Raw genomic sequence first — 21,849 nt, 5'->3', positions numbered from 1 at the left:
GGATGCCGGGTTGCCGAAATTCGAACGTTTCGCGACGCACGTGTGGGGAATCAACCCTGTGGGTAAAAGCGAACGCGAGCTCGCCGAAGCGGGCCTTTCGGCAATGGAAGCGTGGATGCGTGAACTGGGTGTTGCGATGAATCTCGCGGAGCTGGGCGTGACGGAAGCCGACCTGGACGACGTCGTTGCCGCCACATTCATTATGACCGGCGGTTACAAAACGCTCACTAAGGAAGACGTGCGCAACGTTTTGCTGCAGTGCCTTTAAAGGGCAATGCCTATAAAAGGAGAGGCTGTCTGAAGCAGCGACGCCCCGGCGCGCGGTCAAGTTTAAGCCGCGCGCCACGCAGCATCACCCGCGCAGCGTGGCACGCAGGCGATCGGTGCGAAGCAGCAGGTCAAACGCATCGAGCACGTTTGTTACCACGACATCGGCGCACGTCAAAAGTTTCCCGCATGCGCCTTCTTTCCCCATAATCGCAATCGAAAGCGCAGCTTCGCCGAACATAGCAATGTCGTTGAAGCCATTGCCAATGCACACGCAACCTTCGGCGCCGAGCTCGCGCACAATCGTGACCTTACAGGCGCTCGCATCGTCACGAGCAAACACGCGCACGTCAACCGGAAGGTCGTCGCATTCCGTACGCACTGTACCAAACGTGTCAGCCGTAAGTACGCTGACCTGGGCGAACTCTGCGATTTCTCGAATGCGGCTCGCAACGCCTTCAATAAGACGCCCGTCGACGGCAATAGTTCCGTTGTAGTCGCACACCACGTGGCGAATCCCGAACGTGCCACGTCCGGGGATGTCGATTTCCAACATAGGGCAGGGCTCCTTTCGATCACGGCCTCGAATGCCTATCGCTTTTCTAAACATGCCGAGCTCAAAGCCGATCCGACTTGCGATGCCCGTTAAAAACGGCGCAGCATTCCAAGCATGTCCGATTTCCGCAGATTTTGGCAGAAAATTGCGGTTGTGAACGATATGAATTGCCTCCTTAAAAGAAGCGATTCGTAAAACACCAGGTCAGAAGTAAGTCGATACAATAGGTTTTTGTTAAAGGGCCTTCAAACCTCTTTTAAATCGTTCACAACCGCAATTCTCTGCCAGAAAAGTCGAAATCGGGACACGATTTCGGCGAGGACACAAAGAAGAAGGCGATCGGGAAAGTACAGCGGGGAAGAGCTATGCTGCGCGCCCGTAGGCCACACGCAGCGTGCAGCACAAGACGCAAGCGAAGCGCGACAAGCGACAAAATCCAAGTCACAAACAACAGGGGCCAGGCAACAAACCGCAAAGCAGCAAACCGCCAAGAAGCGAGCAGCACTCGAGGCAACGCACGAATACCGACCCGCAGCAGCCCGCATCGGCTCGGCCCAATCCAAGACAAAAACTAAGCCACACTTGCCCTTCTCGCCCAAACCTGCCCGACCACTTCGGCCGCCCTGGCCTGAATCAGCCTTGCGCGCCGGACCGTATCGGCCTGCATTGATTCGCGGCAGCCAATAATCGCCCGCGCCAATGAAGCACTTCTAATCCAACACCGGCGAAACCCTTTCATTCAACTCCGATGAATCGCTCGTTCCCATGGTCGGCAAAAGGCCCATATCCGAAGACACGATTCCAAGCTCTCGCCAAAGCCTCTCTTGTTTGAGGCGGAAATCGCCTGGCAGGCGCACCCTTTTCCCGAGGATTCGTGCAATGCCCTGCGCCGCCTCATCAAACAACGAAGCCCGACGCAGATGCTCGGCGGTCAAATTGACGCTCGTAACATCCATGGATTCAAGCGCTATACGTCGCATCGAGTCGTTCGCAAGCAGGCGCTCCGCGGAGTGAAATTCCGCGCTGTCGTATTCAACATCGAGTCGTACGGCAGGCCAATACAAATCACAGCGCAGCGACGAACGCCCCGTCGCGGTCACATTTTTCGGAAGCGGCATTTCCGCATTCATTGTGGGGTGCGGCAAACCATAGCCGCCGAGCGAATAGGGAAGGCACAACAGCATGGCAAGGTCACTTTCGCGCGGCGAAGCAGAGCCGGCAAGAATGAGGGGAAGCGCTCGACGAGCTTTCTTTACGCCTTTGAACTGGGGTGACTTCTCGATGAATGACGCAAGGACACCGGGAGAAGTGAGCGGGGTCGCATCGTATTGAGCTAATCCGAAGGTTGAAGCGCGGCGGTACGTTCCGCAAAGCTCAAAACCAAGCGCTATGAGCCGTTCAAGGGAGAGCACGCTTGCCATTTCGCAAAACGCCATTTCCGGCGTACTTACGTACAGGCCGTCTTCGATTCGCATGAATGACCGCGGATGAAACGGCCCCTTGCGAACCGAGGTTTCGATTCCGCCTCCCGCGCGTCGAAGGCGTGCGTGCGCCACGGTCGTGTGAATCGGCGACCCATCCGAAAAGAAGCGATCCCTTACGGCTGGCGCGAGCTCAGGCGTGACAGCCGATTCGAGGAATTTGACGGCAGCTTTTGTATCGCGCTCCAGCGTGCGACGATAATCCCGCGCATCCTGGAACGCGAAAGACACGCTTTGGTTGGCAGCAGTTACGCCCTGGCTGGCGGCCGGCATGTTCGGCGTGACATGAATGCGTTGGTCGGGAGACATGTCTCGGTCAATGGGCGCGTTCCAATCAACGCGCGCGCAACGGTTACCGCCGGCGACAACGCTGTCCCAGATGCGCAAAGCACTTTGCTTTCCGAGCACAACAGCCATGGCGGCCTCTTCCTCCGGCGATTTCGTAATACACCAGATGCAGCTTCGGCGACAACGACGTTTCTGCGATGGCGACGTCTTCCGAAATAGTGGCGTCGTCTTCCGTAATGGCAACGTCTTCCGTGATGACGGCATCTTCCGTAATGCCGGCGTCTTCCGCATCTAGGGATTATGCGATGCACTCTATCATGAACGTGTCCGTTTCTTTCCCGTTTTGGCACAAATTTGCGGTTGTGAACGATGGTTTTTTCGGAATACAAAAAGAGCTCTACAAAAGACCAGGTCAGAAGCATGGCGATTCTCAAACCGTTCAGAAAAGCCCTTCAGCGTGACGAAAAATCGTTCACAACCGCAAATTTGTGCCAGAATCACCAAAATCGGGACACGTTTTCGACGAGACCGAGACGCGATCTTCGAAAACCCGCTCGCCACCCGCTCCCAATGCACGCTTGGAGCGACGCCGCGAAATCGGCGCGATCCAAGCGAAAATGGCGCACCCCCCCCCCAAAAAAAAAGAAAATAATTGGAAGCCCCAACTAAAAGAGGATTACCTAATCGTCCGCTTGAAGAGCCCGCATGGATGGGCAGAGCAGCATCGGCGCCAAAAACATTGCAAACCTACGGCTTCGTTGCACTTTCATCGGAAAATGACCCATTTGCACAGGCAGAAGCCCCAAATACCCTGCATCGCCATGGTAATGAATTTACCGACCATCTCAGGGCAACCGAACGACGCAGCCGCCCAGCCTATGAACCAGGTGCCGAACAGGAAGTTCCAAACGTACAGGGCGACAAACAGCGCCACACTACGCCAGAAGTTGCTCGACGCCTTGAACGTGATATTGCGGTTCATAAGGAAATTGAATGAACCTGAACACGCGACGGCAATGCCGTTCGCAACGCCCGTCGGCAACGCGAGCTGAGCCAAGGCAAACACGCCGAACTCGACGAATGTCTGCATGATAGACACGCCGTAATACATAAACGCCTGGCGAATGCCACGAGCGAGAGGCGACCAATCGGTCCGTCTTTTGGCGTCATCGCGCTGCTGCGAGAATGGCTCTGCCGGCACTTTGGCGGCGTTATCCGACCCCTCGCCAAAGCCAGCCCGCTCACGAGCAGCGTTGGTTCGCGCCCAACCGCAAGAAGCTGGATCATTGCCAACGCAGCTCAGTCTCTCGACACCAAGCTGCTCTGCGGCAACACCAGCCCGCGCCCAAGAGGTAGGCCGTCCCGCGGCGATGTCGGTTTGTTCTGCAACGGCATCAGCTCGTTCCCCACCGACGTGCGTTCGTCTGTCGCCAATGCAAATTTTCCGCTCACTCCCAGCCCTTCTTTCGTCGGCGCATAATCGCCCGACACCGACACAATCCCGGTCGCCATCAATAGGGGCTTGTTTCTTGGAGATATATGCCTGCACATTTTCCATAGGCGCGATTCTAAAACTCACACGCAAACCCCGTCGAAACGTTACCTTTTCGTTGCGGCCGGGAAGGAGGTGCCGCGTGAACCGCGCGATCCGACGTCAGCAATGGCCCTGCCTCAATTCTAGCTTCTGTCCGCTCCTTACCCCAACGCCACATCGAGCGCCATCATCACGCTGAAGCCTACGGCGAAAAACACTGTGCCTAAATTTGAATGTCTACCCTGAGAAACTTCAGGCATAAGCTCCTCAACCACGACATAGAGCATGGCGCCCGCCGCAAAGCTCAACAGGTACGGAAGCGCCGCAATCACAAGCTGCGAAGCCAAAATCGTGAGAACTGCGCCGATAGGCTCAACGGCGCCCGAAAGAACGCCGCCCGCAAACGCCTTGCGCCGACTTGTGCCTTCAGCCCGCAACGGCATCGATATAATCGCGCCTTCTGGGAAATTCTGAATGGCGATGCCAAGCGACAAAACCAGTGCGCTCGCCGCCGTGATCTGCATATTTCCCGCAAGAAAGCCCGCGTATATAACGCCAACCGCCATTCCTTCGGGAATGTTGTGCAAGGTTACCGCCAAAACCATCATCGTCGTGCGGCTTAGCGTGCTTTTCGGCCCCTCCGATTGATCGCTGCCCACATGCAAGTGGGGAATCAGATGGTCGAGAATAAGCAGGAACAGCACACCAGCCCAAAACCCCGCAAGCGCCGGGAAGAACGACCACCTTCCCATGGATGTCGACTGTTCGATGGCGGGAATAAGCAGGCTCCAAATCGACGCCGCAACCATAACCCCAGCAGCAAATCCCGCAAGAGAGCGCTGCACCAAATTCCCAAGCGGCATCTTCATGAAGAACACGCAAGCAGCACCGAGCGTCGTGCCTAAAAAAGGAATCAGAATTCCGAGAACCGTTTCTATTTGGCTCACCTCCGTTTCGGCTGTTGAACGATTGTGTCTTCGATATATGACCCCGTCTTCCGTCAAGCAGCACACGGCACGGCGGAATAATTGAAAACGAAGAAAACGCCCTTCGTGTACGCCGCAATTCCAAAGCGAAAAACGCGGAAGCAATCGGTGAATTCAGGTAACCTCATTGTTGTTAGTATAGTCTAACTTTAACATGGGGGCAGCTGGCGAATCACAAGAAAACACGCCCCTTGATCGCGCGCTCAATCGCCGGCGAGCTCGCTCCAAAGAAACGACGAGCGCAAGACCGCACGCAGCGTATTTGTGTACTACAGTCAACGCAGTTGAAGGGCGCGCGCCCGTTGATTATCTGAACCCCAGGGGGCCTGGCGCCCAAAACGCCGAAGATGACGTAACGTCATATCCCAGAGCTTGAAATGGGCAAAAACTGCGGCAGCATCACGTCACTTTGGCCGCGAGCCGCAACGGACGCAGACCGTGGCGAACGCGAGGCGTCCGCCGAAGATACCAGTTCCGTACGCGCCATCGGGACGTGTTGGGCAACGCCGCTTCGCGAGGGCGACTTGCTCATAGCTACGGTGCTCGTACATAGCCGCGTTGCTCGCGTAAGCCATCGTGTTCATGTATGGCTGCCGACGGGCGCAAACCGATTGGCGCACACAAAAACAGGGGGGAAACATGGGCGAACAAGGCACTCGAGGCCTCATGACGGTAGGCGAGTTGGCATCGCGCGTGGGCGTGACCGTGCGCACCATTCAATACTACGACCAGCGCGGATTGCTCCATCCCACCTGCAAAGGCGAGCAAAACCTGCGCCTGTACTCGCCGGCCGACGAGGAACGCCTCAACCGCATCATCACCCTGAAATACCTGGGCTTTTCGCTCTCGCAAATTCAGGAAGGCGAGGGAAGCGACTCGCTGGCAGAATTGACAGACGCACTCGCGCACCGCGAGGCCGAACTTGAGCGCGAAAGCGCGAAAATCCTACGAGACATGAACGTCGTGCAGGGGCTGCGCGCCCACCTTGCAAACCGCGACCAGGCGAACTGGAGCGAGCTCGCCGCCACCGTGGGCGTCGCGCAAGACCGCGAAGACATGCTCTGGTCGGCCATCACCGGCGAGGCGCTTGAGGAATGCCCCATTCCCGAGCTTTCACGCGAAGAAGTAATCTGCTGGCACCAACTCATGGGCGACACCATCGAGGCCATGCACGACGGCGTTTTAGTCACCGACGACCGCGCGAAGGCGTTGGCCATTCGCTTCTCCAGCTTAGGCGGCATGCCCCATGCTCTTGCCGGATTGAAGCGCCTCGCGTGCCAGCGCAGCTCGGGGCCCAAGCAATACGGCCGCGACTTTTACGCCGGCATTCAACGCCGCACGCTCAGCTTCCTGCAAGACGCGCTCGATTGCTCCCACGCCAACGCCAATACGCAGGCGTAACGACACGTTTACGTCAAACGCAGTATTGGCCACGACGTAGCGTCGCCGCCTATCGTCATTCCCCGTCACAATTTCAATCAAAGGGGGAACAATGATCGTATCGTGGATGACCACGAACCGATGCAACCTGAAGTGCGCCCATTGCTACCAAGACGCAGACGAATGCGATAGCAGGGAGCTTTCAACCGAAGAAGCGCGCACGATGATTTCTCAAATCGCACGCGCTGGCTTCAAAATCATGATTTTCAGCGGCGGCGAGCCGCTTATGCGCGACGACATTTTCGAGCTGGTCGCGCACGCGGCGTCGTGCGGCCTGCGCCCGGTGTTCGGCAGCAACGGCACGCTCATCACGCCCGAAATCGCGCGCAAGCTCAAAGAGGCGGGCGCCTGCGCCATGGGCATTAGCATCGACAGCCTCGACGCCGAAAAGCACGACATCTTCCGCGGAGTGCCCGGCGCCCACGCGGCCACGCTTGCGGGCATCGAAGCATGCAAAAGCGTCGGCCTGCCGTTCCAGATCCACACCACCGTGGTCGACAGAAACCGCAACGAGATTTGCGACATCACGCGATTTGCGAAAGAACTCGGCGCGATGAACCATTCGGTCTTCTTCCTGGTGCCCGTCGGCCGCGGCAAAGACATCTCCGATGAAAGCATCGACGTCGAGCAAAACGAGCAGTTGCTCGCCGACATCCTGCGCGCCGGCCACGACGCAGGCATCGAGGTGAAGCCCACGTGCGCACCGCAGTTCATGCGCATTGCAGAACAAATCGGCGTGCAAACACGTTACACGCGCGGCTGCCTGGCGGGCCTGACCTATTGCGTCGTGGGCAGCGAAGGTATTGTGCGCGCATGCGCATACATGACCGAAGACGCCGGCGACGTGCGCAAACAGCCCTTCGACGAAATCTGGCACGAAAGCCCCGTATTCCAGAAACTGCGCACGCAGGCATACAAGGGCGCGTGCGGAACCTGCGACTACAAGGGCGTATGCGGCGGCTGTCGCGCCCGCGCCGCGTACTACCACGACGGCGACATCTTGGGCCAAGACAACTACTGCGCCTGGAGCCGAAAGAACGCGCAGCAAGCCGCGGCCAGCGAACGCCAATAGCGCCACCGAACATAACAAAAGGAGCATACGATGAAGAAAATCGCGCAAGGCACGATTGCGATTTCTTGCGCGCTCGCCATGGGCGTGGGCGCGCTTTCCCTGGCAGGCTGCTCATCGCAGGCTGATTCGAGCGCGTCTGACAACGCGCAAGCGACCGCTTCCGCCTCGCAGGAATCCTATACGTTCACCGACGATCTGGGCCGCGAGGTAACCGTCGCTTCGCACAACCGCGTGGTTGCCGGCATGGGCAGCTTCGCAAATATCTGGGAGCTGGCCGGCGGCACGCTGGTAGGCGCTTCCGACGACGCGTTTTCCGATTACGGCATCACTTCCGACGCGCAGAAAATCGGCGATTTCTCTTCGCTTAACGCCGAATCGATCATCGCGCTGAACCCCGACTTCGTGATTCTCACGGGATCGAGCTCGGGTCGCGGCGGCGGCGTTGCGCAAACCGAGCTCGCCGACACGCTCACCGCGGCGAACATCCCCGTTGCCTACTTCAAAGTGTCCACGTTCGACGATTACCTGCGCATGCTGCGCACGTGCTGCGACATCACGGGCAACGAGCAGGCATTTGCGGAAAACGGCCAGGCGCCGGCAGATAAAATTGAACAGATTCGCGCGAAGGCCGAAGGCAAGCAAGCCGGCAGCGCGGTAGTGCTCACCACGTACTCGGGCGGCACGCGCGTGCAGTCGTCCTCCACGCAAACGGGCGTCATGCTTTCCGAGCTGGGTGCGGAAAATATCGCCGACTCCAACAAGGGCCTGCTTTCCGACTACAGCCTTGAAGCCCTGATCGAGGCCAACCCGACGACAATCTTCCTGCTTCCGATGGGCGACACCGACGAGGCGGCGCAGCAGGCGCTCGAAGACCAAACGACGGCCAACCCCGCATGGGCGCAGCTTGACGCCGTGAAGAACAACCGCGTGATCACGCTCGACCCGAAGCTGTTCCAGTACAAGCCCAACAACAATTGGGACCAGGCGTATCAGTTCCTCTACGACGCGCTGTATAGCGAATAGGCCGACCGGTGCGCAATAACCAAACAACCAACGCGGCGGCCCCGAAGCACGAGGGCCGCCGTTTTCGGGCGATGTTCCTGCTGTCACTGGTGGCGTTGGCCGCCGTGATGTTCGCTAGCCTGTCGTTGGGCTCGTCCGCCATCGGCGCGACCGACGTGGCGGCGTTCGTGGCGGGCAACGCGTCCGACATGGCGAATAACGTGCTGGCGAACGTGCGCGTGCCGCGCGTGCTGGGCGGCGTGCTGGCCGGTGCCGCGCTGGCCGAAGCGGGCGCGCTCATTCAGGCGACGCTCAACAACCCCCTGGCCAGCCCAAACATCATCGGCGTGAATGCTGGGTCGGGTCTGTTCGTGCTGCTGTTCGCCTGCGTCGCTCCCCATGCGCTGGGCATATCGGCGGCAGCGGCGTTTTTAGGCGCGCTCGCCTCGGCGCTGCTCGTGTTCTTCGTGTCGGCGTACGCAGGCGCCTCGCGCTTGACTATCGTGCTCGCAGGCATGGCGCTCACGGCGATTTTCACGGCAGGCATGAACACCGTTCTTATTTTCAACCCCGATGCGTACGTAAATTCGTCGGGCTTTTTGGTGGGAAGCCTCTCGGGTATCATGGTGTCAGAACTTGCCATACCTGGAATCATGATTTGCGCAGGCCTGATTCTAGCCATGGGGCAGGGAACGCGCCTGAACATTCTGTCACTCGGCGATGAGGGGGCACACGCGCTGGGTCTGAACGTGAATTGCACGCGACTTGCGTTGCTTTCGCTCGCAGCGTTGCTGGCGGGCGCGGCGGTGTGCTTCTCGGGGCTCATCGGCTTCGTGGGTCTCATCGTTCCGCACGTGGTGCGCTATGTCGCAGGACACGACAACCGACGCGTGCTGGTGCTCTCGCCAATCATGGGCGCCATTCTGGTATGTGCGTGCGACACCATCGCGCGCACGCTGTTCGCGCCGTTCGAGATTCCCGTGGGCATTTGCATGGCGCTCGTTGGAGGCCCGTTCTTCATCTATTTGATTCTTCGTTCGCGGAAAGGGGAGGTCGATGGGCGAGCTTGATTTCGAGAACGTCGTATTTGGGTACGGCGGAAATACCCTGTTCAACGGCTTTTCCGCATCTTTCGCGAAAGAGCAGATCAGCTGCATCGTTGGACCGAACGGGTGCGGAAAATCAACGCTCGCGAAACTCGCCATGGGGCTTATAAAGCCCGCTTCGGGTCGCGTGCTTATTCAAGGGCGCGACGTTGCGTCGTTGAATCCGCGCGAGAGGGCACGGCGATTGGGCGTGCTCGTGCAGCAGCAAGAAGCGCCCATGATGACGGTGCGCGAGCTGGCGGCGTGCGGAAGGTTTCCGCATCACGGGCCGCTATCTCGACTCGACGAGACCGATGCGCAATGCATTGACGAGACGCTTTCTCTTGCGGGCGTCTACGATTTACGCGACCGACCGTTGCGAAGCCTATCGGGCGGGCAGCGGCAACGGGCGCGCATGGCGATGGTGCTGGCGCAGGACACGCCCGTCGTGTTGCTCGACGAGCCCACATCGTTCATGGATGCGGCGGCGTGTTTCGACATGATGCGCCTCGTTCGCCGAGTGCGCGAGCGTGGCAAAACGGTTATCGCGGTAATCCATGATTTGAACTTGGCGCTTTCGGTGGCCGATGCCGTATTCGTGATGGAACGCGGGCGTTTGGCAGCGCAAGGCGCGCCCGGCGAAGCGGCCGTGCAGAGTGCAATCGAGCAATCATTCGGTGTGCGCCTCGAGCACGTCGAAACGCCGAGCGGCGTTGCATGGGTACCGTTCGAGCGAGAGGATGCCTAGCAACGCTTCGCTCGGCGAAAATTCATGCAGCGCCGCGTGCTGCGCTATTCCGTCGTTAATTTCGCCTTAGCGAGCAGGCAGAATCTCAATCCACTGACCCTCGGGGTCGGCGATGAAATAAAGGCCCATGCGAGGGTTCTCGCGAATAATGCAGCCCATCTTTTCATGAAGCTCGTGGGCGGCGTCAAAGTCGTCCACGACGAAGGCGATATGGGTGTCTTTGCCACCATTCTCGTAGGGCTCAACGCGTCCACGGTTCCAGGTGAGCTCGATTTCGAAGGGCACGCCGTCGTTGCCCATGAACGTATTGGTCCACGAGCCATCGCACGAACCAACGAAAGCACGACCGCCCATCAAAAGGAAAGAGCAGGAGGGGAGACAACCTAAACTGATGGGGCAAGCAAAAACGACATTGGCAAAATGCGCTCGGCGCCCCTTTAAACACCGCCACAAATGCCCACTTCTCTTTCAGCGCGGACAAACGATCGAAACCCGCCATACACCCGCATTCTCATTTTCAGCCCATTTGACTCAAAAAAGACGATTGCCACAGAAGTACCCGTCTCTCAAAAGCAATTATTCTGTTATTATTTTTATGTTTTATACGCATAAGCGTTCTTGAACCGAGGTGACATCATGGCCAAGTTCGAAGCGGGCGAATTCGTCGTTTCGAAACAAGGCGAGACCATGCATGTCATTGGCAAAGTGGCGCGTCTTAATTGGAATTGCGCCGACAGAGGGGGTACCTTGAAAACATGGGGGTACCCTTCTTTTTTTCCTTGAAGTTAATTGAATTGAACTTGGCAAGAAAACCGCGAGGCGCACCGCGTCAGCGCATTGAGCCAATGCTTCGCGTGAATGCAGCGCGGTATTTCGCGAGCCTGGTTTGGAAAACGATTTCCCGTCAAAGCCGTAACGACGGGAATGGACATACAGAACAATTATCGGAAACACGGGAAACAGAAGGGAAGATGCAGAAGACATGAAGACAAGCAATGCAAACAAAGTCATCTCGGTCTTGGTGAGCGTTGCAATGTGCCCCATGATGTTGCCAACCGCAGCATTCGCCGCAGAAAACGACGCGGCGTCGAGCACCTCTTTCTCGGTCGAGCAGGAGCAGCCTGCCAACCAGGCAGAAGGCGAGGACGCGGGCGCAGGCTTATCGAACGACACGCTTGCCGCACAGCCCGAAGCAGCTGGCAACACCGGCGACACAACAGCCAGCGAGAAAACATCGACACCTGCAACCACAACCGAAAAAGCCGAAGCAACTGAAGGCGAAGCACCGACCCCTGCAGCCAAGACTGGCGAAGAGAGCACCAAAGCAGAAGTTGCAGAAGTGAACGGCATGACATATCCCAGCCTGCAGGACGCTATTAACGCTGCGTCGCGCAATGCAACGGTGAAGCTGCTGGCCGATACGAAGGAGAACGTCACAATCTCCACGCCCTACGTCACACTTGATCTGAACGGCTACACCCTCAACGGCGGTACCGAGAAGGGCAAGCCTGCGCTGACCGTTACGGCTCGCGTTACCGTCAAGGACAGCAGCGAGGCCAAGACCGGTACCATCATGCGCGAGGACACCGCAGAGAACTCCGGCGTTTCTTCCCACTACGTCATCGACGTTCAGGGTGGCAATAGCGGCTGGCTGTTCTTCCAGAGCGGTAACGTCAAGAACGATAGCGGCGCAGGCGGAACGAAGGGCGCGTCCCTTGTTCGTGTTGGCGACGACAGCAAGCCCGGCGTACCAGGCCTGACCATTAGCGGCGGTACCTTCACGCAGGACAACTTCATCGTCCTTAAGTGTGACTACGGCAACCTTTACGTTAAGGGCGGCGAGATCAACTCCGCGAACAGCTACGCGGTTCAGAACTGGAAGAACGCCACCATCAAGGACAACGCGGTCATCAACGGCAAGGTCTCTACGTGGACGTACGGCGGAGGCGGCTCTGACCTTCAGATCCAGGGCGGCACCGTCAACGACAATGTTGAGTCAGTGACTTACGACGGCGTCGAGGGCAAACCGGCGAAGGTGTCCATCACGGGCGGCACCGTCAATGGCACGCTGAACACGGTTGACTACAGCACGGGTACCACTTCCAACGACCCTACAAAGGCGACGATCGAGGTCACGGGCGGTACGTTCAGCACCGATCCGTCCCGCTATCTGATCGAAGGCTCTGCGGCTACCCCGAACGGTGACGGCACCTTCGGCGTGGCAAAAGCTTACCTTGCGCAGGTTGGCGAAAATGGCTACTACACCATGGACGAAGCGTTCAAGGCGCAGACCGCAAGTGGCGAAGCCATCACCTTGCTGCGCGACTACACTACGGGCAGCACGTTCAACTCCGGAAGCATCGCTCGTGTGGTTGACCTGAATGGCCACACCTGGACGTGTACCGGAACCGATGCAAACTCTGCGGCGTTCGAAATCAATTATTCCGATGCATCGCTTACAGTGAAAAACGGCAAGATCGTGAGCTCGCAGCTCATCGGCTTGATTCCGTCTGCTATGGGCGGCACCATCAAGTACGATAATTCCGCTCTTACCTTCGAGGGCGTTGAGGCGTCTACCACCGCTACGAGCGGCGTCGAAACGAATGGCAACAACACGAACGACACCGTTGTCCTGAAGAACAGCACGCTTAACGTTCCCAATGGCTTTGGCATTTACTTCCCCAGCAGCGGAACGCTGACCATCGATAACTCCACGATCAACGCGAAGACGATGGGCGCGCAGGTGTGCTCTGGCAACCTGAACGTTAACGCCGGCAGCACGATTACCGTGTCGGGCGACCCGGTTGCAAAGACCGAGAACGACGGCGCTATCCAGGACGGCGCGGCAATTTCTATCGTCAACCGTCCCGGCTACAAGGGCCTTGGCCAAATCGCTATCACCGGCGGCATCTTCACGGCTAAGGATGCCAACGCGGCAATCAAGGCCTACACTTGGGATTCCTCGACCAAACAGGAGTCGGCTTTCGACAACTCCGCTAAGACAGTCGCTGTTTCCGGCGGCACGTTCTCGTCTGCCGTCTCCGCCGACCTGTGTGCGGAAGGCTGTACTCCCATCGCAAATACCGACGGTACGCATGGCGTCGCCTCTGGCGTAGCGTATGTTGCAGGGAAGGGGTTTGACACCCTGCAGGCCGCCATCGACGCAGCCCAGGACGGCGAGACCGTCACGTTACTGACGGATGCCGCCGAAGACGTGGCAATCAACAAGAGCGTCACCCTCGATCTGCACGGCAAGACGCTGACGAATACGAACGCCGGCAAGGCCACGGTCTCCGTGCAGGGTGGCACCGTTACCGTGAAGAACGGCAATGTTGTGGGCGGCACCGGCTACTACAACATTGAGGTCACGAAGGACAGCAACGCCAACCTGACGCTGGTGGATGTGACCGCTACGGCGGGCAACACTGGCTCCTCCATGATTGACAACTGGGGCACCCTGACCATCGAGAGCGGTTCGTATTCGGGCGGTCTGAACGTTGTGAAGAGCGAGGAAGACTCAACGCTCACCATCAACGGTGGCAAGTTCGAGCTGAGCTATGCAACGAATGGTTATACGGGCGTTGTTTTCGCCTACGGCAACACGACGATCACTGGCGGCGAGTTTATCCAGAGTCTGACCACCACAGGACGGTGGAACCACCCGCAGGTTGTCGCGACTGGTGTTGTGGAAGGCCATACCGCTATCACGCGGGTTGCCGGCGGCCACTTCGTCAACAAGATGTCTAGGGAGAACATTTTCCGCGGTGTCGGCAAGGGCACTTCTGACAACTTCGAGATCTCCGGCGGTACGTTTAATAAGAGCATTTCCGAAGACTACTGCGCCGATGGCTTCATTCCCACCAAGAACGCGGATGGCACCTATGGCGTCAAGGAAGGCAGCTATGTTGCCCAGGTCGGCAGCAAGAAGTACGAGACGCTGGCCGATGCGATTCGTCTGAATGCAAAGGGCAAAACCATTACCCTACTGACGGATGTCGAGCAGAACACCCAACTGGCCATCAGCAAGGACATCACGCTGGATCTGAACGGCAAGACCATCAAGAACACGAAAGACATCTGGGGCGATAATGCCAACGCCATTCTGTCCATCACAAATGGCGCCAAGGTGACCATCACTGGCGACGGCACCATAGATGCCAAGGAGAACGACTGCTACACCATCAACGTAGTGAAGGGCGACCTGACCATCGAAAACGGCACCTTCTACGGTAACGTCAGCGTGGTTCAGGTGGAGGAGGGCACCTTGTCCGTCAAGGGCGGCACCTTCGATCTGCACCAGAAGTGGGAAGGCAGCAGCAAGTATCTGTTCAACTGCATCGATGATGCGTATGCGGGCGGCAGTGCGAATGTCACCATCAGCGGCGGTACGTTCGTCGGCTTCGACCCCAGCGTCTCCCCCGAGGGCGAAGACACCAGCTACCTGGCTCCCGGTTACGCTCCTACCGACAACGGCGACGGTACGTACGGCGTCAAGCTTGCCGAAGGCGCGTACCTGCTGCAGGATTACCGCAGCGGCGACCAGGCCACTTGGACGTATCCGGCCCAGGAAGGTATGGCGTTTGCTGGCTGGTACAAGGACGCTGCGTTCACGGCTCCTTGCACCGCAAACGATGTTGAAGGCGCGGCCTATGCCAAGTTTGTCAACATCACCGATTTGCTGAAGTATAAGGGTCGTTCGTTGAGAATGGACAAGGGCGATCCCAGTGAGACCACTTATCTGCGTTTCGGCTACACCAAGGCCATCCCCGAAGGTGCAACGTATATAGAGAACGGCTGGTACTACAAGAGGCTCAGCGCGCCCACTGGTGACGACATCCGCTTCGCTGCATACAATAATGCCTTGAACGACGATGGCACCATCACAGCGAACTTGGTATTCAATAATGTAAAGGCGCGCCTCTACACCGCTAACTTCATTGAGAAGGCATTCGTGAAATACATGACCAGCGATGGAACTACCGTTGAAGCCGTCGAGAGCACGTACCATTCGGCTTCGGTAAGCGAAACCGCAGATGCAATTCTTGCGCACCCCATGGCAAGCAAAGCCGAGAAGAATTATGCTACGAGCATCAAATCTGCAATCCAGTAGAGAGTTGAAGAATATGCTAAAGAAATACGAGAGTCCCGAGATGGATACCATCGAGCTGGAGAATCGCGACGTTATTGTCTCCTCTGACCTTGATGGCGACAGCGGTCGTGACCCGGGCGATTATGAATAATCGTCTAATAATCGCAAAGCTCTGCTAGACCTGTCCTGCAGAGCTTTGCAGTATCTCAATGTACCGAGATTGACTCGAAGGGCGGGCGGTTTGCGCCTGCCCTTCGTTTGCTTACGAATGTCCAGTGATTGAACGAAGGGCAAGCGAACCTATGGATACGCGAAAACGCAATGTGCTTATTGGCATGAGCGCAGCAATTTTAGTTGCAGTCGTAGCGCTTGTCGCATTTACGGCAACGAGCGGCTCGAACCAAGACGAAGCTACATCGGACAACGCCGCCGCGGTCGCCGCCGACGCAACTGCGAAAGGCTCAGGCACGATACCTTCTTCGGGCGACGGCACTGCCAGCAACCAAGTGGATGCATCGGAAGTGTTCGAAGATTCCCCCAGCTCCACAGGGAACAGCTCAACCGCTGGCACGTCAAATTCCGGTGGCGAAACCTCGAGCATAAGCGGCTCTAGCTCGACCTCGGGCGGTCAAACCGACGGTTCCGCCTCGAGCAACCAATCGGGCAACACCTCGAACTCGGGCAACGGCGGCTCTGCAGGAAACAATAATTCCGCCAACAACGAGCCGACCGGCGGTGCCGACCCCGGTGTTAAAACGGAAGCCGACGGCTCCACGTGGACGGGCTACTACTAAGCCGCCCGTTCTTTTCGCGCGCAACGTGCAACGCCAACACAACCAAACGCGTCCAGAATTCATCCTGGACGCGTTTTCTTTTTAATCGCATTTTTCTTGGGCGCCCTCGCCTCGGCCAGGCATCTGCTCAGCTGGTTCGTTGGCCATCCGCTTTCTAGCCCCTCACTTCGGCCATCGGCATTTTCCGTTTCTCGCCCTTCTCTTCTACATCCTGGTAACCCCGAGGCGCTCGAGCAAATCGAGGTCCGCCTGCGCGCCGCGCATATCACCGGCAAGTTCCTTCACGTTCACATTGCGCGCGAGGCCCTTGCGAATATTGCCCCCACCTGGTAGAAGCATGCAGCCGGCGCAAGCCACGCATACTTGCGCCGGCGCCCAGTGCACGCGCCCGCCCTCGTACAGGTAGCGCACCAGCGCCACGGGGTTGCGGAAGCTATGCAACACGATGCGAGTCGAGCGCGCGCCGCGTTCCACCTTACGGCCCATGTTTCCTTTCTGCATGATGTAGAGCAATAAATCATCAACAAGCCGCGCATCGGCATCATCAAACCACGTTGCCGACGTCTGCAGCCCCAGATAAGTACGGCAAAGCGACGTCGTCGTAACGGCAAGCTTTTCCATGCCGACCTGTTGCGTCACATGCCGGAATTCGCTTTCCCAAAACCCATCGCGAAGGACGCCTCGACTACCGTGAAGAACGGCAACGTTATCGGCGGCACGGGCTACTACACCATCCAGAACAATGGCACAGCCACGCTCGAAGATGTCACGGCTACGGCGGGCAACACGGACTCCTCTATGCTCGACAACTGGGGCGCGCTGACCATCGAGAGCGGTTCGCACTCGGGTGGCTTGAACGTTGTTATGAGCGAGGAAGGCACGACGCTTACCATCAACGGTGGCAAGTTCGAGCTGAGCTACGCGTCGCCGCAAGGCTACACTGGTGCTATTTTCAATTATGGTAATGCGGCGATTACCGGTGGAGAGTTTATTTGCAGCGCGTCTTATGTCAAATGGGCTCATCCTCAATGTGTTGCAACTGGCGTAGTTGACGGCTATACGTCCTCCACGAAGATTACGGGCGGCACGTTTACCAATACGTTCAAGGATACGGCCCAGAACATATTCCATGGTGTTGGCAAAGCTACCAGCGATAATTTCGAGGTCTCAGGCGGCACGTTTAATAAGAGCATTTCCGAAGGCTACTGCGCCGATGGCTTCATCCCCACCAAGAACGCGGATGGCACCTATGGCGTCAAGGAAGGCTACTATGTTGCCCAGGTCGGCAGCAAGAAGTACGAGACGCTGGCCGATGCGATCCGTCCGGCCGCAAAGGGCAAGACCATCCAGCTGCTGACCGACACCACTGGGAACATCACCATCGCTGCGAACAAGCAGATTACGCTCGACCTGAACAGCCACACTCTTAACGGTAGCACGGGCACCGCGAAAGCGACCATCCTGAACAAGGGCAACGTGACCATCACCGACACGAGCGCCGACAAGACCGGCACCATCAAGCGTGATGATCAGGACATCGAGGGCGAGACCAGCTATTACGTTATCCATAACATCGGCACAATGGTTATTGACCAGGCGAATGTTATGAACAACTCTGGCTACTGGCGTCGCAGATGTGATTCTTGCGCATCCTATGGCAAGCAAGGCCGGAAAAGATTAAGCTACGCAAATCAAAGCCGCGGTCTAGAAGAGGAGCAAAAGAAATGCTAAAGAAATACGAGAGCCCCGAGCTGGATGTCATCGAGTTGGAAGACCGCGACGTTATTGTTGCGTCTGGCGTGTCTGGCGGCATTAGCGGTCCAGGCGGTATTGAGTCGGGCGATGGGGAAGACGTCTGGGAGTAATCCTTATAGCGTTATGCTGTATCGGACGAGGGCTTGCTAGAGTACTTAGCATTTCCGGACATTTAGTCGCTAGATAACTCGAAGGGCGGGCGGTTTGCGTCCGCCCTTCATTTGTTTGCGGATTTCCACTGATTGAACGAAGGGTTACCAAATCTATGGATACGCGAAAACGTAATGTACTTATCGGCGCGGGCGCGGCGATTGTAGTTGTCGTTGTGATTCTCGTCGTTTTGATGGTGTCGGGCGGCTCGAGCCAAGATGAGGCGGCGTCGAAAACGGACAGCGCTGTTGCAATTGCCTCCGACGCATCTTCTAAGGACGTAGGCGCAATGCATGCGTCGGGCGACGGCACGGCCGACAACGAGGTTGATGCGTCCGAGGTGTATGGGGATTCCCCTGATGCCGCGACGGGCGAGTCCTCCGCTGGCACGTCGACTTCTGGCGGCGACGCTCCGAGCGTGAGCGGCTCTGGCTCCACTCCGGACAACCAGCCGGGCGGCTCGAACGCAGGCAGTGATAATTCCTCTGAGAAGGGTCCGGGCGATTCTGCCGGCAGCGACCCGACTGGTGGCGCCGATCCCGGCGTCAAAACTGAGCCCGACGGCTCAAAGTGGACGGGTTACTACTAAGCCACCTATCCTTCTCGCGCCTACTGCTCGGCAGCGGAACAACCGAAGCGGGTTCCAGGACGATTCCCGGAACCCGCTTTTTTTAGCATCCTTCATTTTTGTCGGCTGCAATTTTCCCGGTTCTCGTTTTGGGCGGCGGTCATTTTAAGGTCATCGTTTCGGGTTGCTGTTCGTTTCCCAGCAATCAATTTCGCAGACGCTTTCCCAACCTTCGTCAAAAGCGGCGGTCGCTTTCTCAGGCCTTCGTTTTCCTACATCCTGGTAACCTCAAGGCGTTTGAGCAGGTCGATGTCTTCTTGCGCGCTATGTGCGTCGGCGACGAGCTCGCTCATGCTCGCGTTGCGCGAGAGTCCCTTGCGGATAACGTGTCCCACTTGATAGAGGCACGCTGCCGGAGCAAGCCACGCGTGCTTGCGCGCTGGCGCCCAATGAGCGCGTCCGCCCTCGTAAAGATAGCGAACCAAGGCCGCGGGGCTGCGGAAGTTGTGCAGCACCGTGCGGGTTGCCCGCGCGCCGCGCTCCATCTTGCGCCCCATGTTCCCCCGCTGCATGATGTAGAGCAGAAGGTCGCTCGCAAGCTGCGCGTCGGCTTCGCCAAACCACGTTGCCGATGTCTGAAGCCCCAGGTAGGTACGGCAAAGCCACGTTGTGGTGACCGCCAGCTTCTCCATGCCGATCTGCTGCGCCGCATGTTGAAAGCCGCGCTCCCAAAGCTCGTCGGTCAAGTGCGCGTCAACGAACATCTGCCAATCCAGAATCTGGCGAAGCCCCAGACCCGAACCTAGATGCTGGTTGACATGCGCGAGCAACACCAGGCCGTTCTCGAGCGGCGGCAACACGGGCACGCTAAAGCCTGCGACATCGGTCCATTCGGCGCGCGGAATGGCGTCGTAAATAGCCTGGTCAAGGAAATGTGCCTGCTGCTTGTTGGTGCATGTGCTGAAATACCGATGCAGCTCGATTTCGGGACAGCCCGCCTTCTCGAAGCCCGCGTGGCGCGGATTGATTTCAAGTTCAATATCGTTATCCCAGCCCAAGCGCTCCATGAGCGAAAATGCTTGCTCGAAGTGGTCAGGCGGCACGATGAGGTCGATATCGCCCATGCTGCGGCTGTTTGGCTGCGGGTAATGCGCCGCAGCCGCAGCGCCCTTCAGCACGACAACGGGAATACCCGCCGCTCGAAATTCTGCGAGCACATCATCTTGCGCCATCATGAGGCTATACCAGCTCGACAGGTTTTTCCCAGCGAGCGCGAGATATTCAGCCTGGTCGGCGGGATTGAGCGAAAGAGACTCAACGGCGTGCGCCGGATAGCCGATAACCGATTGCGCTACCAGCTCAGCGCGCACGGCCGGCCACAAACCATCGGGAATCGCAAGGGCGGGTTCGGTAGCGCACGCTATCGTGGGCGCGGAATCGAACGTTACCGCTGGGTCATGTTCGCGTCCAGGCCCCAATGCAAGTCCAGGCTCCAATTCAAGCGCAGAATTGCCCCCGTCCGCAGCTGAAACCGCAGCCGGCATTTCGCCCACAGGATGCTGCATGCCACTCTCGGCAGCGATAATCTTGATTGCGTACTCTTCGGCAGCAGAAAGCTCCACGGGCACTTCCTCTCGCTGCTCGTTGCAGCATGCGTGACAACAGTGGAAATCGCTTGCGCGCTTGGCGGCCAAGCGCGCGCACGTTCAGTGCGCTTTATAATAAAACAACGACGGTCGCGCCGCGCAAAATGCCCGAAAACGGTGCAATAAACGCAATGCCATGATTTCCGCCGCCATATCACGCTCGCCGCCTTCCTTCCAAGGAGCAAAGCCTATGTTCTGCATCCAAATTGCCGAGGTTCTTATCGCCATCGAAAACCGCTACGCGTTCACCGAGCGGCTTTGCGCGGACTACATAGTCGACACCTCTCCCGATGATTGCGATATTTCGGTAGCGGCAACGCCCAAAGAAATTGCAGCTGAGAATGACGAGAAGAGCTCATTTTCGCCCGCATATTGCGAATCGTTGGCGCTCTACCGCAAAATTTGCACGCGAATGCTCGATTTCAACGCGTTCCTGTTCCATGCGGCGATCATCTCATATGCGGAGCAAGGCTTCGCGTTCACGGCGAAAAGTGGCACGGGCAAAAGCACGCACATCGCGCAGTGGATGCGCGCGCTGGGCGAGCGCGTAACGGTGGTGAACGGCGATAAGCCCATTCTGCGACGGCAAAGCGGGGGAGACATTGACGCGAAAAACCGTGAAATCACCAGTGAAGCTCCTGGCGGAAACGCCGCAAAAACCCCAAGCGCGATGTCTGGCGAAGAGAACCCACGCACGCGCACACCTTCTACTGCGCCCTCTGATGGAGAAACCGCCGATATCGCCTGTGACCAGCCAGCGGGCCGGTTTATCGCATACGGCACCCCATACAGCGGCAAGGAAAACTGGGGGCGCAACACGAGCGTTCCCCTTCGCGCCGTTTGTTTCATCGAGCGTTGCGAGCAGGGCGAGGCCGACTGCCTAACACGCCTGTACGACGATAGGGAAATCGTCTCTCGCATCATGAACCAAATCCTCATGCCGAAAGAACCGCTTTTGGCCGCTCGCCAGCTTGATTTGCTAGACAAACTCCTGACTAGCGTCACGTTCTACGTGCTGCGCTGCACGCCAACCCCCGCTGCCTTTGAAGAGGCATTCAAGATGACACTGTGCAATAATGAAAACAAACGATTGCGCCGAGACGAAAGACACCAGTATGAAAATTAAAGACGGCTTCATTGTGAATAAAGTTGGCAGCCAGCACGTTGTGGTGCCGGTGGGCGAGGCCAGCATGGAGCGTCATTGCATGATTCGCTTGAATGGCACCGGCGCGTTTCTTTGGGAAAAGCTCGGCGCGAACACTACGGAAGACGCGCTGGTTCAAGCCCTGCAAACCGAATATGCCGTTTCCGGCGATACGGCACGTGCCGATGTCGCGGATTTTCTGGACAAACTGCGCGCCGCCGACCTGTTGGACGAGTAGCCGCCC

The 21,849-nt window shown here is 57.8% G+C and carries 20 protein-coding genes and 1 pseudogene; 13 read left to right on the top strand and 8 right to left on the bottom strand.

All coding sequences use genetic code 11. From position 1 onward, the window contains the following. A pseudogene (locus tag ACWI8T_RS01760) lies at positions 1 to 268 on the top strand (iron-containing alcohol dehydrogenase); the annotation flags it as partial. 84 nt (positions 269 to 352) lie between these two features. Here ACWI8T_RS01760 and ACWI8T_RS01755 read toward each other — a convergent pair. From ACWI8T_RS01755 to ACWI8T_RS01740, 4 genes are all read right to left on the bottom strand, one after another. Next, positions 353 to 823, bottom strand: coding sequence for an HAD family hydrolase (locus ACWI8T_RS01755; RefSeq protein ID WP_449137728.1), 471 nt, complete (start codon positions 821 to 823; stop codon positions 353 to 355). A 710-nt stretch (positions 824 to 1,533) separates the two neighbouring features. Further along, entirely contained in the window at positions 1,534 to 2,721 is a 1,188-nt protein-coding gene (locus tag ACWI8T_RS01750; RefSeq protein ID WP_449137727.1) for a hypothetical protein, read from the bottom strand. Between the two features lie 637 nt (positions 2,722 to 3,358). After that, positions 3,359 to 3,793 carry a GtrA family protein gene (locus ACWI8T_RS01745; protein ID WP_449137726.1) on the bottom strand — a complete coding sequence of 145 codons (435 nt, stop codon included), beginning with the start codon at positions 3,791 to 3,793 and terminating at the stop codon, positions 3,359 to 3,361. Positions 3,794 to 4,287: 494 nt separating this feature from the next. Further along, on the bottom strand, positions 4,288 to 5,073 hold the full coding sequence (locus ACWI8T_RS01740; protein WP_449137725.1) for a ZIP family metal transporter: 786 nt from the start codon (positions 5,071 to 5,073) through the stop codon (positions 4,288 to 4,290). Between the two features lie 678 nt (positions 5,074 to 5,751). Between ACWI8T_RS01740 and ACWI8T_RS01735 the strand changes: the two genes are divergently transcribed. The 5 genes from ACWI8T_RS01735 to ACWI8T_RS01715 all read left to right on the top strand — a co-directional run bounded on the left by ACWI8T_RS01735 (position 5,752) and on the right by ACWI8T_RS01715 (position 10,459). Then, positions 5,752 to 6,513: a MerR family transcriptional regulator gene (locus tag ACWI8T_RS01735; RefSeq protein ID WP_123219974.1), complete on the top strand. Its 762-nt coding sequence runs from the start codon at positions 5,752 to 5,754 to the stop codon at positions 6,511 to 6,513. Positions 6,514 to 6,604: 91 nt separating this feature from the next. Next, on the top strand, positions 6,605 to 7,624 hold the full coding sequence (gene nirJ2, locus ACWI8T_RS01730) for a putative heme d1 biosynthesis radical SAM protein NirJ2 (protein WP_449137724.1): 1,020 nt from the start codon (positions 6,605 to 6,607) through the stop codon (positions 7,622 to 7,624). A gap of 30 nt (positions 7,625 to 7,654) precedes the next feature. Continuing rightward, the gene (locus tag ACWI8T_RS01725; RefSeq protein ID WP_449137723.1) at positions 7,655 to 8,647 is read left to right on the top strand and encodes an ABC transporter substrate-binding protein; all 993 of its coding nucleotides are present in this window, start codon (positions 7,655 to 7,657) and stop codon (positions 8,645 to 8,647) included. An 8-nt stretch (positions 8,648 to 8,655) separates the two neighbouring features. Next, entirely contained in the window at positions 8,656 to 9,696 is a 1,041-nt protein-coding gene (locus tag ACWI8T_RS01720; RefSeq protein WP_449137722.1) for a FecCD family ABC transporter permease, read from the top strand. Further along, a complete protein-coding gene (locus ACWI8T_RS01715; protein WP_449137721.1) occupies positions 9,683 to 10,459 on the top strand; it encodes an ABC transporter ATP-binding protein in 777 nt (258 codons plus the stop codon). The genes ACWI8T_RS01720 and ACWI8T_RS01715 overlap by 14 nt, the downstream gene beginning before the upstream one ends. Before the next feature lie 66 nt (positions 10,460 to 10,525). On the opposite strand, the gene ACWI8T_RS01710 is transcribed toward ACWI8T_RS01715, so the two are convergent. Beyond that, entirely contained in the window at positions 10,526 to 10,759 is a 234-nt protein-coding gene (locus ACWI8T_RS01710) for a hypothetical protein (protein WP_337427358.1), read from the bottom strand. Between the two features lie 300 nt (positions 10,760 to 11,059). Next, a complete protein-coding gene (locus ACWI8T_RS01705) occupies positions 11,060 to 11,809 on the bottom strand; it encodes a hypothetical protein (protein WP_449137720.1) in 750 nt (249 codons plus the stop codon). Between ACWI8T_RS01705 and ACWI8T_RS01700 the strand changes: the two genes are divergently transcribed. Then, entirely contained in the window at positions 11,808 to 15,569 is a 3,762-nt protein-coding gene (locus tag ACWI8T_RS01700) for a hypothetical protein (RefSeq protein WP_449137719.1), read from the top strand. The genes ACWI8T_RS01705 and ACWI8T_RS01700 overlap by 2 nt on opposite strands. A 281-nt stretch (positions 15,570 to 15,850) precedes the next feature. Further along, positions 15,851 to 16,342 (top strand): hypothetical protein, encoded by a 492-nt coding sequence (locus ACWI8T_RS01695; RefSeq protein ID WP_449137718.1) that lies wholly within the window; start codon positions 15,851 to 15,853, stop codon positions 16,340 to 16,342. A 204-nt stretch (positions 16,343 to 16,546) separates the two neighbouring features. On the opposite strand, the gene ACWI8T_RS01690 is transcribed toward ACWI8T_RS01695, so the two are convergent. Then, positions 16,547 to 16,963, bottom strand: a complete 417-nt coding sequence (locus tag ACWI8T_RS01690) for a hypothetical protein (protein ID WP_449137717.1) — start codon at positions 16,961 to 16,963, stop codon at positions 16,547 to 16,549. A 69-nt stretch (positions 16,964 to 17,032) separates the two neighbouring features. Between ACWI8T_RS01690 and ACWI8T_RS01685 the strand changes: the two genes are divergently transcribed. The 3 genes from ACWI8T_RS01685 to ACWI8T_RS01675 all read left to right on the top strand — a co-directional run bounded on the left by ACWI8T_RS01685 (position 17,033) and on the right by ACWI8T_RS01675 (position 18,836). After that, positions 17,033 to 18,073, top strand: coding sequence for a hypothetical protein (locus ACWI8T_RS01685; protein WP_449137716.1), 1,041 nt, complete (start codon positions 17,033 to 17,035; stop codon positions 18,071 to 18,073). Beyond that, positions 18,067 to 18,207 carry a hypothetical protein gene (locus tag ACWI8T_RS01680; RefSeq protein WP_419059047.1) on the top strand — a complete coding sequence of 47 codons (141 nt, stop codon included), beginning with the start codon at positions 18,067 to 18,069 and terminating at the stop codon, positions 18,205 to 18,207. Before ACWI8T_RS01685 ends, ACWI8T_RS01680 begins: the two co-directional genes overlap by 7 nt. A 155-nt stretch (positions 18,208 to 18,362) precedes the next feature. Next, positions 18,363 to 18,836: a hypothetical protein gene (locus ACWI8T_RS01675; RefSeq protein ID WP_449137715.1), complete on the top strand. Its 474-nt coding sequence runs from the start codon at positions 18,363 to 18,365 to the stop codon at positions 18,834 to 18,836. A 251-nt stretch (positions 18,837 to 19,087) separates the two neighbouring features. On the opposite strand, the gene ACWI8T_RS01670 is transcribed toward ACWI8T_RS01675, so the two are convergent. Continuing rightward, positions 19,088 to 20,437 (bottom strand): nucleotidyltransferase domain-containing protein, encoded by a 1,350-nt coding sequence (locus ACWI8T_RS01670; protein ID WP_449137714.1) that lies wholly within the window; start codon positions 20,435 to 20,437, stop codon positions 19,088 to 19,090. A 214-nt stretch (positions 20,438 to 20,651) separates the two neighbouring features. On the opposite strand from ACWI8T_RS01670, the gene ACWI8T_RS01665 reads away from it, so the two are divergent. Further along, positions 20,652 to 21,587: a hypothetical protein gene (locus ACWI8T_RS01665; protein WP_449137713.1), complete on the top strand. Its 936-nt coding sequence runs from the start codon at positions 20,652 to 20,654 to the stop codon at positions 21,585 to 21,587. After that, complete coding sequence (locus ACWI8T_RS01660) at positions 21,577 to 21,843, top strand: PqqD family protein (RefSeq protein WP_417161955.1); 267 nt, start codon at positions 21,577 to 21,579, stop codon at positions 21,841 to 21,843. Before ACWI8T_RS01665 ends, ACWI8T_RS01660 begins: the two co-directional genes overlap by 11 nt. Positions 21,844 to 21,849 lie beyond the last annotated feature (6 nt).

Source organism: Slackia sp., from assembly GCF_977041755.1.
Note: the sequence above shows the minus strand (reverse complement) of the source record. Positions and strands in the feature narration are given on the sequence as shown.

Coding starts and splice junctions, on each gene's coding strand:
- ACWI8T_RS01755 (WP_449137728.1), bottom strand. CDS start 823: ATGTTGGAAATCGACATCCCCGGACGTGGCACGTTCGGGATTCGCCAC.
- ACWI8T_RS01750 (WP_449137727.1), bottom strand. CDS start 2,721: ATGGCTGTTGTGCTCGGAAAGCAAAGTGCTTTGCGCATCTGGGACAGC.
- ACWI8T_RS01735 (WP_123219974.1), top strand. CDS start 5,752: ATGGGCGAACAAGGCACTCGAGGCCTCATGACGGTAGGCGAGTTGGCA.
- nirJ2 (WP_449137724.1), top strand. CDS start 6,605: ATGATCGTATCGTGGATGACCACGAACCGATGCAACCTGAAGTGCGCC.
- ACWI8T_RS01725 (WP_449137723.1), top strand. CDS start 7,655: ATGAAGAAAATCGCGCAAGGCACGATTGCGATTTCTTGCGCGCTCGCC.
- ACWI8T_RS01715 (WP_449137721.1), top strand. CDS start 9,683: ATGGGCGAGCTTGATTTCGAGAACGTCGTATTTGGGTACGGCGGAAAT.
- ACWI8T_RS01710 (WP_337427358.1), bottom strand. CDS start 10,759: ATGGGCAACGACGGCGTGCCCTTCGAAATCGAGCTCACCTGGAACCGT.
- ACWI8T_RS01700 (WP_449137719.1), top strand. CDS start 11,808: ATGACATATCCCAGCCTGCAGGACGCTATTAACGCTGCGTCGCGCAAT.
- ACWI8T_RS01705 (WP_449137720.1), bottom strand. CDS start 11,809: ATGCCGTTCACTTCTGCAACTTCTGCTTTGGTGCTCTCTTCGCCAGTC.
- ACWI8T_RS01695 (WP_449137718.1), top strand. CDS start 15,851: ATGGATACGCGAAAACGCAATGTGCTTATTGGCATGAGCGCAGCAATT.
- ACWI8T_RS01690 (WP_449137717.1), bottom strand. CDS start 16,963: ATGGAAAAGCTTGCCGTTACGACGACGTCGCTTTGCCGTACTTATCTG.
- ACWI8T_RS01680 (WP_419059047.1), top strand. CDS start 18,067: ATGCTAAAGAAATACGAGAGCCCCGAGCTGGATGTCATCGAGTTGGAA.
- ACWI8T_RS01675 (WP_449137715.1), top strand. CDS start 18,363: ATGGATACGCGAAAACGTAATGTACTTATCGGCGCGGGCGCGGCGATT.
- ACWI8T_RS01665 (WP_449137713.1), top strand. CDS start 20,652: ATGTTCTGCATCCAAATTGCCGAGGTTCTTATCGCCATCGAAAACCGC.
- ACWI8T_RS01660 (WP_417161955.1), top strand. CDS start 21,577: ATGAAAATTAAAGACGGCTTCATTGTGAATAAAGTTGGCAGCCAGCAC.